15 protein-coding genes and 1 pseudogene are annotated in these 14635 nt (G+C 47.3%); 8 read left to right on the forward strand and 8 right to left on the reverse strand.

Annotated features, from left to right (window positions below; translation table 11 throughout):
* Positions 1-6 precede the first annotated feature (6 nt).
* From ACES2C_RS18710 to ACES2C_RS18725, 4 genes and pseudogenes are all read left to right on the forward strand, one after another.
* Positions 7-704: pseudogene (locus ACES2C_RS18710) on the forward strand (MotA/TolQ/ExbB proton channel family protein).
* A gap of 69 nt (positions 705-773) precedes the next feature.
* The gene (locus ACES2C_RS18715) at positions 774-1169 is read left to right on the forward strand and encodes an ExbD/TolR family protein (RefSeq protein ID WP_374164578.1); all 396 of its coding nucleotides are present in this window, start codon (positions 774-776) and stop codon (positions 1167-1169) included.
* 5 nt (positions 1170-1174) lie between these two features.
* Entirely contained in the window at positions 1175-1993 is an 819-nt protein-coding gene (locus tag ACES2C_RS18720) for an energy transducer TonB (RefSeq protein WP_374164579.1), read from the forward strand.
* A 6-nt stretch (positions 1994-1999) separates the two neighbouring features.
* Positions 2000-3295, forward strand: a complete 1296-nt coding sequence (locus ACES2C_RS18725) for a folylpolyglutamate synthase/dihydrofolate synthase family protein (RefSeq protein WP_374164580.1) — start codon at positions 2000-2002, stop codon at positions 3293-3295.
* On the opposite strand, the gene ACES2C_RS18730 is transcribed toward ACES2C_RS18725, so the two are convergent.
* The 6 genes from ACES2C_RS18730 to serC all read right to left on the reverse strand — a co-directional run bounded on the left by ACES2C_RS18730 (position 3292) and on the right by serC (position 9828).
* Positions 3292-3969: a hypothetical protein gene (locus tag ACES2C_RS18730; RefSeq protein ID WP_374164581.1), complete on the reverse strand. Its 678-nt coding sequence runs from the start codon at positions 3967-3969 to the stop codon at positions 3292-3294. The genes ACES2C_RS18725 and ACES2C_RS18730 overlap by 4 nt on opposite strands.
* Positions 3970-4015: 46 nt before the next feature.
* On the reverse strand, positions 4016-5749 hold the full coding sequence (locus ACES2C_RS18735) for a thiamine pyrophosphate-dependent enzyme (protein WP_374164582.1): 1734 nt from the start codon (positions 5747-5749) through the stop codon (positions 4016-4018).
* Between the two features lie 179 nt (positions 5750-5928).
* Entirely contained in the window at positions 5929-6564 is a 636-nt protein-coding gene (locus tag ACES2C_RS18740) for a carbonic anhydrase (protein WP_374164583.1), read from the reverse strand.
* A gap of 150 nt (positions 6565-6714) precedes the next feature.
* On the reverse strand, positions 6715-7641 hold the full coding sequence (locus ACES2C_RS18745) for an L-lactate dehydrogenase (RefSeq protein WP_374164584.1): 927 nt from the start codon (positions 7639-7641) through the stop codon (positions 6715-6717).
* 94 nt (positions 7642-7735) lie between these two features.
* Positions 7736-8695 (reverse strand): D-2-hydroxyacid dehydrogenase, encoded by a 960-nt coding sequence (locus tag ACES2C_RS18750; protein ID WP_374164585.1) that lies wholly within the window; start codon positions 8693-8695, stop codon positions 7736-7738.
* A 65-nt stretch (positions 8696-8760) separates the two neighbouring features.
* Positions 8761-9828 carry a 3-phosphoserine/phosphohydroxythreonine transaminase gene (serC, locus tag ACES2C_RS18755; RefSeq protein ID WP_374164586.1) on the reverse strand — a complete coding sequence of 356 codons (1068 nt, stop codon included), beginning with the start codon at positions 9826-9828 and terminating at the stop codon, positions 8761-8763.
* Between the two features lie 298 nt (positions 9829-10126).
* On the opposite strand from serC, the gene ACES2C_RS18760 reads away from it, so the two are divergent.
* Positions 10127-10603, forward strand: a complete 477-nt coding sequence (locus tag ACES2C_RS18760; RefSeq protein WP_374164587.1) for a hypothetical protein — start codon at positions 10127-10129, stop codon at positions 10601-10603.
* Between the two features lie 89 nt (positions 10604-10692).
* Here ACES2C_RS18760 and ACES2C_RS18765 read toward each other — a convergent pair whose 3' ends face one another.
* A complete protein-coding gene (locus tag ACES2C_RS18765; protein ID WP_374164588.1) occupies positions 10693-11469 on the reverse strand; it encodes an SDR family NAD(P)-dependent oxidoreductase in 777 nt (258 codons plus the stop codon).
* A gap of 86 nt (positions 11470-11555) precedes the next feature.
* Between ACES2C_RS18765 and ACES2C_RS18770 the strand changes: the two genes are divergently transcribed.
* The 3 genes from ACES2C_RS18770 to ACES2C_RS18780 are packed head-to-tail and all read left to right on the forward strand — an operon-like array spanning position 11556 to position 13565.
* Positions 11556-12239, forward strand: a complete 684-nt coding sequence (locus ACES2C_RS18770; protein WP_374164589.1) for a class I SAM-dependent methyltransferase — start codon at positions 11556-11558, stop codon at positions 12237-12239.
* Between the two features lie 59 nt (positions 12240-12298).
* The gene (locus ACES2C_RS18775; protein WP_374164590.1) at positions 12299-12904 is read left to right on the forward strand and encodes a hypothetical protein; all 606 of its coding nucleotides are present in this window, start codon (positions 12299-12301) and stop codon (positions 12902-12904) included.
* 31 nt (positions 12905-12935) lie between these two features.
* The gene (locus ACES2C_RS18780) at positions 12936-13565 is read left to right on the forward strand and encodes an HAD family hydrolase (protein ID WP_374164591.1); all 630 of its coding nucleotides are present in this window, start codon (positions 12936-12938) and stop codon (positions 13563-13565) included.
* A 570-nt stretch (positions 13566-14135) separates the two neighbouring features.
* Here ACES2C_RS18780 and ACES2C_RS18785 read toward each other — a convergent pair.
* A complete protein-coding gene (locus ACES2C_RS18785) occupies positions 14136-14633 on the reverse strand; it encodes a peptidylprolyl isomerase (RefSeq protein WP_374164592.1) in 498 nt (165 codons plus the stop codon).
* Positions 14634-14635: the final 2 nt, after the last annotated feature.

Raw genomic sequence — 14635 nt, forward strand, 5'->3', positions numbered from 1 at the left:
CACACAATGTTTTTATTACAAATCGATACAGCCATTCAGTCAGATACCGTTGCTAATGCAGCGGCGCAGGCAGCACAACAAGCGCAGGAACTACGATTCATGGACCTCCTCTTAAAAGGAGGCTGGGTAATGATTCCGCTGGGAATTCTCTTATTTCTTGGACTGGTGATTTTCGTTGAGCGATATATTACTATCAGAAAGGCTTCGCGGAATGAGTCGAACCTGATGGTGCAGGTGAAGCAGAGTATCCTGTCAGGAAAGCTGGACTCAGCTTTAGCACTCTGCCGCAACAGCAACACGCCGCTTGGCAGAATGCTGCAAAAAGGACTGCTCCGGATAGGTCGCCCAATCAAAGACATTGAAGGGGCAATTGAAAACGTTGGAAAACTCGAAGTATCAAAACTAGAAAAGAACATCAGCATTCTTGGTATTGTTGCCGGGATTGCTCCAATGCTTGGGTTCGTAGGAACTATTTCGGGTGTGATCAGGATATTTTATAACATTTCCCTATCCGACAACATCAGCATCGGTATCATTTCCGGGGGCTTTACGAAAAGATGATCACTTCGGCAACTGGTCTGATGATCGGTATCTTCGCTTATGTTGGCTATCATATCCTCAACATCATGGTTGACCGTGTAATCCTTCGCATGGAAACTGATGCGATTGAATTCATTGACCTGCTGGAAGAACCGGGACGTTAAGCAAGGGGTAGTAATAAAAAGAATTTGGACTACAGATAAAGCGAAAGCTTACTGTTAAATATCTCTTAAATGAATTTAAGAAGAAGAAACCGTCCGGCAGCAGAAGTGCAGACTTCTGCTATGAACGATATTATGTTTTTCCTGATGCTGTTTTTCCTGATCGCATCGACGGTTACCAACCCGAACGTGATCAAGATGCTGCTTCCCCGTTCTGATTCCGGACAATCTATATCAAAGAAAACCGTTAGTATAGCAATTACGAAGGATCTGGAATACTTCCTGGACAAACAACCAGTTACGCTTGACCAGCTGCAGCCGCGTTTGCAGGGTTACAAGCAGCAGGTGCAGGAATTGACCATTATCCTCAGCGTAGATCGTAGCGTTGCCATTCAGGACGTGGTGCAGGTAATGGACATCGCTAACAAAATGGGAATTAAACTTGTTTTAGCTACGGAACCAAAATAAGCCACATGCAATATCAGGAAGAAAATAATTATCCGAAGGCGCTCCTGATCTCAGGAGTTCTGATGGCTTTATTCCTGCTGATCAGCTATTTTATCGTATTCGGCATGCCTGTTCAACAGGAGGTTGGAACCGGCGGTATTGTGGTTAATTATGGTACAGCAGAAGAAGGGATGGGCGACGACTTCATGAGTATTGAAGAGCCGTCGGTAGATCCGAACGCCAACAATACGCCTCCTGATAAAGTAGACCCAACCACTGAAACGCAGCCGACACCTTCGGGCGAAACACCAGAAAAATCAGTGGTCACACAGGAGAGTGAAGAAGCACCAGCCGTAAGCGTCCCCAAGAAGGCTTCAACATCGCCAACTGCTGCTCCCTCAAAAGAAGTGAAGGAAAGCAAACCTGCTGTTAATCAGAACGCACTTTACAAAGGAAAGAAAAATACCGGAACAGGACTTGGAGACGGAACGGGAAGTACTCCCGGCAATCAGGGAGACCCCGATGGAGATCCTCTGGCAGCGAACTACGGCTCAGGAGGATCGGGCTTTGGGAACGTAAGGCTTACCCTGGCCAACAGGCGATTCCTTAATCTGCCCAAAATCAATGACCAGGGACAACAGTCTGGTAAGATCTATGTGGAAATTCGCGTCGATAAATCAGGGCAAGTGGTATACGCACGAGCTGGTGTAAGAGGGACAACACTATCCGACCAGGGCCTCTGGAGGAAATGTGAGCAGGCTGTAATGGGAGCGAACTTAAATCAGCTGGAGTCTGCGCCTGACGTTCAAATTGGTGTTGTTGTATTTAACTTCAAGGTGAAGTAAAATCGAATGAACTACAAAGAGACGGTCGATTACCTATATTCCCGACTGCCCATGTTTTCGAGAATAGGGTCATCCGCATTAAAGAAGGACCTGGTGAACATCAGGGTCCTTTGTGAAAAGCTGGGTAACCCCCATTACTCTTTCAAATCCGTCCACGTGGGCGGTACCAATGGAAAAGGTTCGGTTTCTCACATGCTGGCAGCTGTTCTCCAGGAAGCTGGCTATAAGACCGGGCTCTACACCTCCCCTCACCTGCGCGACTTCAGAGAGCGGATCAGAGTCAACGGGACAATGATCCCTGGGGAAAAAGTTGTTGCCCTGACGGACCTGCTACTGCCTTTTATTGAGGAAGTGAACCCTTCATTCTTTGAGGTTACAGTAGCAATGGCCTTTCAGTACTTTAAAGAACAGCAGGTCGATGTTGCCATTGTGGAAGTCGGCCTTGGCGGACGACTCGATTCAACGAATATTATCACTCCTGACCTTTCTGTGATCACCAACATCGGCTATGATCACATGAACATACTTGGGCACACATTACCTGAGATTGCAGCAGAAAAAGCTGGGATCATTAAACCGGGAGTCCCGGCAGTGATAGGCGAAAGACGACAGGAGACAGAACAAGTGTTCATTGCTAAAGCAAAAGAAACCGGTTCAAATCTCATCTTTGCATCGGACGAATGGCATGCCCATGGCTCCCGACATATTGAAGAGGGGGAAGATGTGCTCGATATTGACCTGACACCAGCAAGCGATCTTATTCCCGCAAAGCTTAGATTGGACCTTACAGGTTCCTATCAGCTAAAAAACATAAAGACAGTACTTAGCGCCATCAGGCAGCTAAAAAAAGGTGGTTATCAGCTGGAAACCTCTGCTGTGGTAAGCGGGCTTCGGCGGGTAAAAGAGCTTACCGGACTAATGGGCCGGTGGCAAACTCTTCAACGAGAGCCTTTGGTCATTTGCGATACCGGGCATAATGAGGACGGAATAAGGGAGATCCTGAAAAACATAGAACAGACGCCTCATAAAAAGCTTCATATGGTTATTGGAATGCTGAAAGATAAAGACGTTTCCAAAGTGCTGACCATGCTGCCAAATGACGCCACCTATTATTTCTGCCAGCCTGCTCTTGAACGGGCAAAACCAGCGGAAGAACTGGCAGCGGAAGGAAAAGCAAAAGGATTGACAGGTGAAGTATATGAAAGTGTGCGACAGGCATTGGCTGCAGCAACAGCAGCAGCAGGGCAGGAAGATCTGATCTTTGTAGGGGGCAGCACGTTTGTTACTGCCGAGGTAGTCTAGTCGATCGTAAAGCGACCGAACGTATACTTTAAGCCCAGGCCAAGCGAAGAGAACACATCCGGAGAACTTCCTCCGATGTAATATCCGTCCATGTTATCCCCGAGCAAAAGGTTCCTTTGAAACTGGAGTGCAAGGAAGAAACGGGACTCACGGAAAGGCTGAAACTCGGCGCCTGCCATCAAAGGAATATAAAGCTCCTTATTTTTATCCACTCCCCTGTAGAGATACTCAAGCCCGGGAGGAGCGCGCCGCTCTATCTTTTTCTGATCGCTAATAAGGACTCCGCCCCCGCTTCCAAGATAGATGCCTTTTAATACCCTTTGAGCAAAGCTGTCGCGATCAAGCCGATATCCGCCTGTAGTTGTCAGGAGCTCTCCTAAGTGTATTTTGCCGTAAATCTCGACGGCGCTGAACTGGTTCTCAAACAGGCGGAACGACCTATCTCCGTCTGTGCCACGAAGTTTACCTCGCTGCAGTTCAATGCCAAGGTTGAAATAGTGAGTAAGATAAAGATCAGCTCCGGCCCAGAGCATCAGATCCCGGCCGGAGCTTTGAAGGTCACTTTCTGAATTGGCAAGCGCAGCCCCACCTCCGAAAGCAAATCTCCTGTAGCCCTGTTGCGCTGTCGCAGCGAGTGACAGGAGACAGCAAAACAACACGTACGCAAATCTCATTAACTGGCAGGTTTAACAAAAGTTCAAAGCTACTCCTTTTTCAAAATTACAAGACGTCGCGTATGTGTTTGTAGTTCGACTTTATGGTATCAAGCACTTCGTCCATTCGCCCATTCAGCATTAGCCTGGTCATAGAAAGAGCGAAGCCACGCATTTGGTCAAACTCTGTCCGGGGAGGCATAGCAAGTGCATTGGGGTCTGTCATGATGTTAACAAGAGCCGGACCGTCATGAGCCAGGGCCTGAACAAGAGCAGATCGAACTTCGTCAGGGCCGCTTGCTGAAAACCCTTTCATACCCATTGACTGGGCCAAGGCCGCGAAGTCGGGGTTATACATATCCGTTTGCCAGTCGGGCAAGCCAGCTACTTCCATTTCCAGCTTAACCATGCCCAGGGAGCGGTTATTAAACACAATCAGCTTAACGGGCAGCTTATACTGGACGATGGTAGCCATGTCACCCAGCATCATGGAAAGACCACCATCCCCGCAAAGGGCTATAATCTGCCGGCCGGGAGCAGCGAAGGCTGCTCCGATAGCCTGCGGCAGCGCATTTGCCATTGATCCGTGGTTGAAGGATCCCAGCATTTCACGTTTCCCCGTTCCGCGGATATAGCGGGCGCCCCATACGCAGCACATCCCGGTGTCAACAGTAAATATGGCATCATCTGAGGCAAGCTTGTCAATTTCAGCGGCAACGAACTCAGGATGGATCACATCGACATCTCCCCTGTCGTCAACATAGATCTGCATTTTCCTCTTCACTTCTTGATAAAACTCAAGCTGCTGGCGGAGAAAGGAGTCGTCTTCGTTTTCGTCAAGCAAAGGCAGCAGTGCCTGAAGGGTGGCTTTTATTTGCCCATGCAGGCCAATATCTACTTTCGCCCTGCGGCCGATCCACTCGGGCCGGATATCGATCTGGATAATCTTGCAGTGATCGGGAATAAAATGACTGTATGGGAAGTCTGTGCCAAGAAGGATTAACAGTTCCGCCTCTTTCATACTGTGGTAGGCAGAGGGTAAACCAAGCAGGCCCGTCATGCCCACCTCGTACGGGTTATCATGCTGAGCATACATCTTACCGCGGAATGAGTAGCCAACCGGAGCTTTCAGCTTTTTTGCAAGTGCAACAACTTCGTCATGCGCGTCCTGCATGCCGATACCGCAAAAGAGCGTGATCTTCTTAAAATCCTTGATATACGAGGCGAGCTGAGCGAGTTCCCCGTCGGAAGGCCTGATGATGCTATTGGTGCGGTATACCTGCATGGAGGTAATACTCTCTTCGGCGTCCTGCATGGTTAGATCGCCCGGAAGGCCAAGTACGGCCACACCTTTTTTATGGATAGCGTGCTGCAGAGCGGACTGCATCATGCGGGGCAGCTGCTTGGGAGTGGTTGCCACCGCATTGTAACAGCTGCAGTCGTCGAATAATCTGATTGTATTGGTTTCCTGAAAGTAAGCTGTTCCAAATTCATTGGAGGGGCAGGTAGACGCGATCGCCAGCACAGAAGCGCCGGAACGGTTCGCATCGTAGAGGCCGTTTACCAGGTGAACGTGTCCGGGTCCGGAGCTACCGGCACAGCAAGCGAGTCCATTTAACTGCGCCTCTGCACCTGCTGCAAAAGCTCCTGTTTCTTCATGCCGCACATGTACCCAGTCTATCTTTCCGCTACGCCTTACAGCGTCATTCACTTCATTTAAACTGTCGCCGGTAACAGCGTAGATACGCTTAATCCCTGCATTTACCAGCATGTCAACTACTTGTTCAGCTACATTTGCCATTGTAATTATTTTTATAGATTTCCTTGATTCTGACGAGTCCGACTGATATTGTTTAGAGGAAATCGGAAGGTGAATCTTTAAAAATAAATACAGTCAGGTAACAGGAATGTTTACATCGTTCCGATAAACAGACTATAAGATTACATTACTGGCAAAAAGCTAAAGCATGGGCAGGCTAGCTATACGTCGAGATTGTAAATCTTTTTTACTTTTTCGAGGTGGCCCTCGAAGTCGATATTCAGATCGATCAATTCACCGTTATGAAGATCAAATACCCAGCCTGCCACTCTTGGAAAACCATTAGCTTTATAGCATTGCTGCACTTCCGCCGTCTTAATCACGTTGATGCACTGCTCAACGACGTTTAGCTCAACGAGCCTGTTGTACCGCCGGCTGTCATCCTGTATCCGGTCAAGCTCATCCTGATGATGACGATATACGTCGCGGATATTGCGCAGCCAGGGATTAAGGATGCCGAGGTCCCGTGGTTCCATAGCAGCCTTGACGCCTCCGCAATTGTAATGCCCGCAGACAATTATGTACTTCACCTTCAAGTGCACCACCGCATAGTTTATAACAGACATGCAATTGAGATCGATGCTGTTGACGACGTTAGCAATATTGCGGTGAACAAATACATCACCAGGCTCCAGACCCATTATTTCATTAGCAGGAACCCGACTATCCGAGCAGCCGATATAAAGGAACTCCGGCTTTTGCTCTTTGGCCAGCTCCTCAAAAAAATTAGCATGTCCTGCTTTCTTCTGAGCTACCCACTTTTTATTGTTCTCAAACAGCTGCTGATACGAATTCATATTGTTTGTTTCTTGCAAAAGTAAATACAAGCGAAGTTTTTCAAGGAAGGATAAGTAAAGAGATTGTAAATTTAGTAAGGGCAGTCGGCTGATTAATGTTGGCCGCCTCCCTTACAATATCTCTGAGAAAAATAACCGCGTTCGCTGGCTTTACAGAGAGATTGACTGAATGATCTCTTTTAGCTTAGAGGCCGAGCTTCTGAACATTTCTTCCTCCGACGGTGTCATGTTAAGCTTCAATACTTCACGAATGCCTTCCCTGTCTACGATGCACGGTACTCCAAGATAGACGTCGGACACTCCGTGGTAGTCCTGCAGTAGGGTCGAAAGGTTGAGAACGGCTGCTTCGTTGTGCAGAATGGCGGTACAGATCCTGTCGAGAGCCAGAGCGATTGCATAGTAGGTGGCTCCCTTAGCACTGATGATCTGATATGCCGCATCTTTTGTGTTAGTAAAGATCTGCTCCTTTACCTCGTCGCTGAGGGCAATTTCCGTTCCCGCTATATTAGCAAGGCTCCACAGAGGTAGTTCGGAGTCGCCGTGCTCCCCAATAATATGGGCGTGAACGCTGCGTGAGTCGATATTTAATTCTTCACCGATCAGGTAACGGAACCGGGCACTATCGAGGAGCGTACCTGAACCGATTATGCGATTGACAGGCCAGCCTGACTTCTTCCAGGTAAAATAGGCCATTACGTCTACCGGATTCGAGGCAATAAGGAGGATGCCATCATCATTGTATTTCAATACTTCTGTCGTGATGCTTTCGTAGATGGCAACGTTCCTTTTAAGGAGGTCGATCCTTGACTCTCCCGGGCGCTGAGCTGCTCCTGCAGTGATGATGATGATATCTGCGCCCTTGCAGTCTTCGTATGTTCCCGCCCAAACCTTGGACTGTCCCAGAAAGGGTAAGCCGTGATTCATGTCGAGCGCATCGCCTACCGCTTTTTCCTGGTTCGCGTCTATCAGTACGAGCTCATCCATTCTCTCACGCAAGAGCAGGGTGTAGGCGGTTGTTGAACCAACCGCACCAACACCTATTACAACAATCCTGGTTTTCTTTGTTTGTAGTGGCATATTATTACAATTAATGGCCTTACGGCTGTTTATAAACAAAAAGAGGCTGTACAACTGTTTTGCACAACCTCTTTTATTTCGCCCCAGAGGGCTTTTATTTTTCAGATTCCTTAAAGTGATCGATAATGAGACTGGCCAGCTCAACTCCAATCCTCTCCTGAGCTTCGTTGGTGGCAGCCCCAATATGAGGTGTAAGCGAGATCTTGGGATGCTTGAGCAGATCTTCGCGCGGTGTCGGCTCATTCTCAAATACGTCCAGTCCAGCAAAAGCCACCACTCCTGAATCAAGGGCCGCAATGAGGGCATCCTCATCAATAGTTCCCCCTCTGGAGCAGTTCACAATACCGATACCCGTCTTCATACGTCTGAACTCCTCTGCCCCGAGAATAGGCTTATCAAGGAAAGGGATATGAAGACTTATAAAATCAGCCTCAGTGATGAGCTCGTTGAACTCGACTTTTTTGACCGGCACGTTTACTGTTACACCTCCCGCAAGTGCGAGTTCGAGCTGCGCGGGGACGTCATAAAGATCATAGGCAAGGACTTCCATTCCAAGCCCCAGCGCTATCTTCGCGGTCTCCCTTCCTATCCTGCCGAAGCCGATAATACCAATCTTTTTGCCTTTTAGTTCAATTCCTGCCGCATATGCCTTCTTCAGAGCATTGAATTTTGCACCTCCGTCAACCGGCATCTTCCGGTTCGAATCATGCAGGAAACGGATACCGGTGAACAGGTGAGCAAAAACGAGTTCTGCAACGGAAGGAGAGGAAGCTGCAGGTGTATTGACAACAGCCAGCCCCTTGCTTTTAGCATACTCCACATCGATGTTATCCATCCCTACTCCTCCCCGGCCAATAAGGCGAAGATTAGGGCAAGCATCGATAAGCTCTTTCCTTACTTTAGTGGCACTACGGACAGTAATAGCATCGTAGCTTTTTAAGGCCTCAGGAAGCTGCTCCTGAGGAATATTTTCTGTGTCGACGGTAAATCCGGCTTGCTCAAGCATGTGCTTGCCTACCGGGTCAATACCATCATTTGCTAGTATTCTGATCATTCTATTTTATATTAATAGATAATTAGGAAAGAAACGATTATGACACCACTGACAACGGCTGTTGATTAACCATTCTTCTGGGCAAATTCGCGCATTACGTCGATAAGCGCATATACGCCTGTAATGGGAAGGGCATTATAGATGGAAGCCCTGAAGCCGCCTACACTTCTGTGCCCTTTTATGCCAACCATCCCTCTTTCTTCAGCCAATTTGAGGAAGGGCTTCTCATGCTCAGGGTTGACGGTAACGAAGCACACATTCATTCTCGAACGGTCTTCTTTCTCGCATGTCCCCTTAAATAGCGGATTAGCGTCTATTTCGTCGTAAAGCGCCTGCGCTTTCGCAATATTTTCCTTCTCAATCTGCTCAACTCCTCCCTTCGCCTTTAGCCATCTGAGATTGAGCATGGAGGTATAAATTGAAAATACCGGGGGCGTATTATAAAGTGACTTGTTATCTACATGGATCTTATAGTCGAGCATCGAAGGAAGCTTACGTCCTGACTTGCCTAACAGTTCGTCCTTTACAATCACCACCACTACTCCGGCAGGGCCAATGTTCTTCTGCGCACCTGCATAGATAAGCCCAAAATCTTCAACATTGATCTTTCTGCTGCAGATATCGGAGGACATGTCGCACACCATGGGAACTGGCGACTTAGGGAACTCAAATATCTCAGTACCGAAGATGGTATTATTTGAGGTACAGTGAAAATAGGCTGCGTCAGAAGGGATATCATACTGCTTAGGAATAAACGTATAGTTCGATTCTTTTGATGAAGCAACTACCTCCACGTTGCCGTATAACCTGGCTTCTTTCATCGCTTTGCTCGCCCAAGCACCCGTGTCAAGGTAGGCAGCTGTTTGTCCTTCGCCCAGAAGATTGGCCGGCACCATTGAGAACTGAAGACTGGCACCGCCCTGGAGAAAAAGCACTGAGTAACCAGCAGGCACTCCGAGGATCTCTTTCATTAAGGCGACTGTTTCGTCCATTACCGATTCAAACTCCGGCGCCCTGTGCGAGATTTCCAAAATAGACAAACCTGTTCCGTTAAAATTTACTACCGCTTCTGAGGCTTGTTTAAATACTTCCTGAGGTAAAATACAGGGACCTGCGCCGAAATTATACTTCATTGTTTAGTTTGTTTTAATGAAGCGCCAAATTTATAATTTTTAGACGTTTTTCGGGCATTTTTTACAATAATTTTAAGGAGAAGACGGCCAGGCATTGCAAATACCGCATTGCATTGCGATAGGGACCAGCCCTGCAAGCTCCGCTTGGCTGGGTGATCAATCTGCTTTAGAGTAAGTCGAGCCGCGCGCCAGGAGTAGCTAAATCTATTTACCTTAGAACCTGCTTGCTCATTTGGTTTTAGCCGGATAAGCTCCGAACAAAATCGCTCCAATCTTACTTTTAGAATGCAAAAAGACTATGATCAGACATATCACTATTCCGGCTGCGATTGCCCTTGTACTGCTGGCTGGTGCTTGCAACCAGAAAAAGGGTCATCGTTCGAGCGAAAATACCTCTGCAGACGCGGCGACAGACGGCAACTCATCATCACAGCAGTTTTGCTTTCTGAAAGTGGAAGGACAACAGAGCATTGACTCGACCCAGGTCACACTCCTCCTCAGGGGAGATACGGTGGAAGGCAAAATGAACTGGGTGCCGGCGGAGAAAGATGCCCGGCGCGGAACAATTAAGGGGACCCGGAAGGGCAACATCATTACGGGAGTATGGAGTTTTATACAGGAAGGCAGTCATGACAGTCTTCCCCTGCAATTCAAACTAAACGGAGATACTTTACTGCAGAAAGAGTTTGCGGTTGATCCGGCAACAGGCAGGCAAATTATCAAGGCTGATGCGGCTTATAAAGACAAGCTGCTGCGGGTGGATTGCAGACTTTAACAAGCGAAGGCGTCGGATAACGGGAAGGCAGTGACGTACAAAAATGACGAGATCTGGCCTTCCCGATACTGACCGATTCAATCGGGAAGCTACGCGCCCTGCCCGATATTAAGAGATAGTCCCCCATCCATGAAATACGTGGATCCAGTGACGTAATCACTGTCTGAAGAAGCTAGAAAGACGGCCAGCCTTCCAATTTCCTCGGGTTCGCCTGCCCGCTTCATTGGAATGTTTTGCGTTTGCTGATCACGGAGTTCCTTATTATCCATCGCTTCCTGATTCATCGGTGTGAGAATCATACCGGGCGCAATATTGTTCACGTTGATCCCTTGTTCGGCGAGCTCAAGAGAGAGCGTCCTCATTAAATTTCTGATACCCGCTTTTGATGCATTATAGTCGGCATTTCCTCTCTGCACAATCTCCTCATGTACGGAGCTGACATTGATGATCTTGCCCTTTCCCCCTTTTTCCTGCCTGTGCTGTATAAATCGACGCGCACAGAAGAAGGTGCCGTACAGGTTAGTTCTGATGGTTTTGTCGAAAACGGAAGTGTCCATATCCGCAACAGGTATTCCGGAACCGTTGACGCCGGCATTGTTCACCAGGATGTCAATTGAGCCAAAAGCTTTGAGAACCTCATCAAATGCTTCCTCCACCTGACGCTCGTCGCTCACGTCTATCTGAACAACAATGCCTTTCTGGCCCAGTTCATCAACCTTTGCCTGAGTCTCCCTGGCTCCTTTCTCATCAGAGCGATAGCAAACGATGATGTTAGCCCCTTCCCTGGCAAATTCTATCGCGGTGGCCTTCCCTATTCCTGAATCTGCGCCTGTAATAAATGCTACTTTACCTTCTAATTTTTTCATTTCTATAGGTGATGTTTGTTGATTGAAACAAAAGGAACTGCTGGAAGGTTGGAATTCTTTTTTATTATTTCATGTAGATTTGCTGCGTGGACATTTTTGGACAAGCTCTGAGCGACTATTATTACCGGCACGCGCCTGAAACCCTTTGGCTCCATAACACATATGGGGAACCGGAGGAAATGCCCGTAGACGTCTTCTTTCGCAGCGAGGAAGAAATGCCCGAGCTTGAGCTCCTGGCGCTGGAACAGTGCCAGGGGAAAGTGCTTGATATAGGCTCGGGAGTTGGAAGCCATGCACTTCTCCTGCAGGAGGAAGACCTTGACGTAACTGCACTGGAAATTTGCAAAGACGCCTGCGGAATCATGAAACATCGGGGAATAAAGAAAATTATGAATACCGACATCTTCACCTTGAGCGGGAGCAGGTTTGACACTCTTCTCTTGCTAATGAACGGAATTGGTTTATGCGGAGATGTGAAGCGGCTCACGCTGTTGCTGCAGCATTTCAGGCGGTTGCTTTCACCCGGTGCAAAGATTTTGTTCGACTCATCCGATATATCTTATCTCTACGAGAATGAAGAACGGCCCGAACAAAAATACCTTGGCGAAGTTTCTTATCAGTACGAATACAAAGATGTACGAGGGCCCTGGTTTAATTGGCTTTACATCGATGCAAACACCATGTCAAAAATAGCAGCACGGGAAGGGTATCACTTTCGACTGCTGTATGATGACGGGCAGGACCAATACCTGGCCTGCCTGGAAACGTAAAAACGGGAGAATTGTGACCCGCTTGATAACTGTATGTTCTAAAATTCGTTAATAGTTTTATGAAGAAGTTCCTTTTACCACTTTTGCTTATCTCCCTGCTCTCGGCATGCGGGATCAACAAACAAATAGACAGAGCAAGAGCGTTCGAAAAATGTCGGTACGAAGTGAAGTCTGCTGATAGCCTGACGATTGCAAATGTAAATATTATGCAGCTGATGCGCGACAAGAGCTTTGATCTTGCTAAAGCTCCCAGGCTTGCTCTGGCGCTGCTCCGCAAAGATGTACCTCTCGAAGGAAAAATCAACCTTTTGATCAAAAATCCATCAAGCGCTCTTGCGGCGATTAATCAGTTTGAGTACAAGGTTCTGATTAAAGACCATGAGCTGGCTGCAGGGTTGATCGATCAGGCCATTGAGGTGAAACCTAACGGCGGCTCTACCACTGTGCCTATCAGGCTCAGCTCGAACCTTTATAAGCTTTTTACGGATACCAGGGCGCAGAAAGACATTACCGACTTTTTTGACGCCTTGACCAATGAAAAAAGCGACAAAAAGAGCATGCTGACAATCCGGATTAAGCCCACCATAGGTGTAGGCAACAAGAAGATTAAGTATCCGGGGTATATTACTATTGATAAGGAAATCACGAAAAAGATCTTCTTATAAGACGCAGGACCTCACACTCATACAACGATTTATGAAACAAGCTTTAATACTCGACCTTGACAATACGATCTATCCAGTACGATCAATCGGTGAAGAGCTTTTTGCTCCCCTGTTTGAGCTAATGAATAAACATAAAGGTGACATCAGCAAAGAGGACTTTGAACAAGCGAGGGAAGACATTATGAGGCGGCCATTTCAAAAAGTAGCGCAAGACTACCATTTTAGTAATGAGCTCACGCAACAAGGACTGGAACTATTGCGCAATGCAACTTATGAGGGGCCGATGGCGCCATTTCCCGACTATCAGACTATAAAAAGCATAAGGGCGGAAAAGTTCCTGGTTACGACAGGTTTTCTAAAGCTCCAGAGTAGTAAGGTAGACAAGCTGGGCATCAGGAATGACTTCAGGGAAATCTATATTATAGACCCGGACACAACCGAGAAGACTAAGAAAGATATATTTGCTGATATTCTGGAGAAATATGGGTTACAAGCCGAGGAGGTTCTTGTAGTCGGGGACGATCCGGAATCTGAAATTGAAGCCGCAGCCGCGCTCAGGATCGACTCCTTCCTGTATGATCCGGAAGAGCGCTCTACGGGAGCCCGCTCCACGTACAGGGGCAGGGATTTCCAGCAGCTTTTAAGCCTCTTTTCTGATTAACGAAAACTTCCGTTTCTATTTATCCTTGTCTGGCCTGAAGACCTGGTCTTTGTTGTTTCCTGCCAAAGCAGACCGTTCTTTGATAAAGGACGGGGTTGAAATCTAAAATCAGGTTTTGCATTGAACGATGAGGGCGTGCGAACTTCTGCAGCCTTCTTGCTTCCTTTTAAGTAAGGGTTGAGAATCGGCACACACTGGTCTGGAGTCGAAAGAACAAGTATTTTGCTGGTAATAGTGTCTGCCTTATAAACAAAATCAGAACCCCTTACATCGCTTTGCTTCATGCTGAAGGTTGAAGCAGAGTCAGTAAGCACTGCTGTCTGGGCTTTTAGTTCGCTGAGGCTGTTAAAACAAATAAAAAAGATTGTAACAACAATAAGCTTCTTCATTTTCTTCCTGGTTTTTGGTTAAAATAAAACTATGAAAAATATGATGAAAACAACGACAGAAAAAAGGATAGGCTCAGAAGCTGAAAACGCTATTGGCGGGCTAAAGCGTCTCCGACCTGAACTTGCAGAAAAAAAGGGGTCGTACGGCATGCGCACGACCCCTTTTTTTGTATTTTTCTTATTAGTGGCCTGAATGACCGTCAGCTCCATGAGCATGACCATGCGCCAGTTCTTCTTCGGTTGCTTCGCGTACGTTCAGGATCTGTCCTTTAAAGTGCAGATCTTGTCCTGCCATAGGATGGTTTAAGTCAACGTTGACTGCAGACTCAGAAACATTAGTCACACGCGCTCTGAACTGATTGCCATGATTATCCTGAAGCGGAAGCACTGATCCTACTTCCGGAAGGTCCATGCCCTGAAACATTTCGGTAGAGAGCTCGGCGAACGCATTCTCGTCTTTCTCGCCGTATGCATCCACAGCATTCAGGTGAAAATCATAGCTTTCTCCTGCTGAAAGACCATTTAAATTTTCTTCAAATTTGGGGAGCATCATGCCTACACCGTAGAGGAACACTAAAGGTTGCTCTTCAGTGGCTTTCTCTACAAATACTTCCTCGCCGTTGTTAGTGGTGTACAAATCGTATGTAAGCGCCACCACGCTTTTGGGTTGAATTTTCATAA

Source organism: Arcticibacter sp. MXS-1, assembly GCF_041902385.1.
Taxonomy (GTDB): Bacteria; Bacteroidota; Bacteroidia; order Sphingobacteriales; family Sphingobacteriaceae; genus Arcticibacter.

Coding starts and splice junctions, on each gene's coding strand:
- ACES2C_RS18725 (WP_374164580.1), top strand. CDS start 2,000: ATGAACTACAAAGAGACGGTCGATTACCTATATTCCCGACTGCCCATG.
- ACES2C_RS18750 (WP_374164585.1), bottom strand. CDS start 8,695: ATGATCAGAATACTAGCAAATGATGGTATTGACCCGGTAGGCAAGCAC.
- ACES2C_RS18740 (WP_374164583.1), bottom strand. CDS start 6,564: ATGAATTCGTATCAGCAGCTGTTTGAGAACAATAAAAAGTGGGTAGCT.
- ACES2C_RS18765 (WP_374164588.1), bottom strand. CDS start 11,469: ATGAAAAAATTAGAAGGTAAAGTAGCATTTATTACAGGCGCAGATTCA.
- ACES2C_RS18760 (WP_374164587.1), top strand. CDS start 10,127: ATGATCAGACATATCACTATTCCGGCTGCGATTGCCCTTGTACTGCTG.
- ACES2C_RS18715 (WP_374164578.1), top strand. CDS start 774: ATGAATTTAAGAAGAAGAAACCGTCCGGCAGCAGAAGTGCAGACTTCT.
- serC (WP_374164586.1), bottom strand. CDS start 9,828: ATGAAGTATAATTTCGGCGCAGGTCCCTGTATTTTACCTCAGGAAGTA.
- ACES2C_RS18730 (WP_374164581.1), bottom strand. CDS start 3,969: ATGAGATTTGCGTACGTGTTGTTTTGCTGTCTCCTGTCACTCGCTGCG.
- ACES2C_RS18735 (WP_374164582.1), bottom strand. CDS start 5,749: ATGGCAAATGTAGCTGAACAAGTAGTTGACATGCTGGTAAATGCAGGG.
- ACES2C_RS18775 (WP_374164590.1), top strand. CDS start 12,299: ATGAAGAAGTTCCTTTTACCACTTTTGCTTATCTCCCTGCTCTCGGCA.
- ACES2C_RS18780 (WP_374164591.1), top strand. CDS start 12,936: ATGAAACAAGCTTTAATACTCGACCTTGACAATACGATCTATCCAGTA.
- ACES2C_RS18720 (WP_374164579.1), top strand. CDS start 1,175: ATGCAATATCAGGAAGAAAATAATTATCCGAAGGCGCTCCTGATCTCA.
- ACES2C_RS18785 (WP_374164592.1), bottom strand. CDS start 14,633: ATGAAAATTCAACCCAAAAGCGTGGTGGCGCTTACATACGATTTGTAC.
- ACES2C_RS18745 (WP_374164584.1), bottom strand. CDS start 7,641: ATGCCACTACAAACAAAGAAAACCAGGATTGTTGTAATAGGTGTTGGT.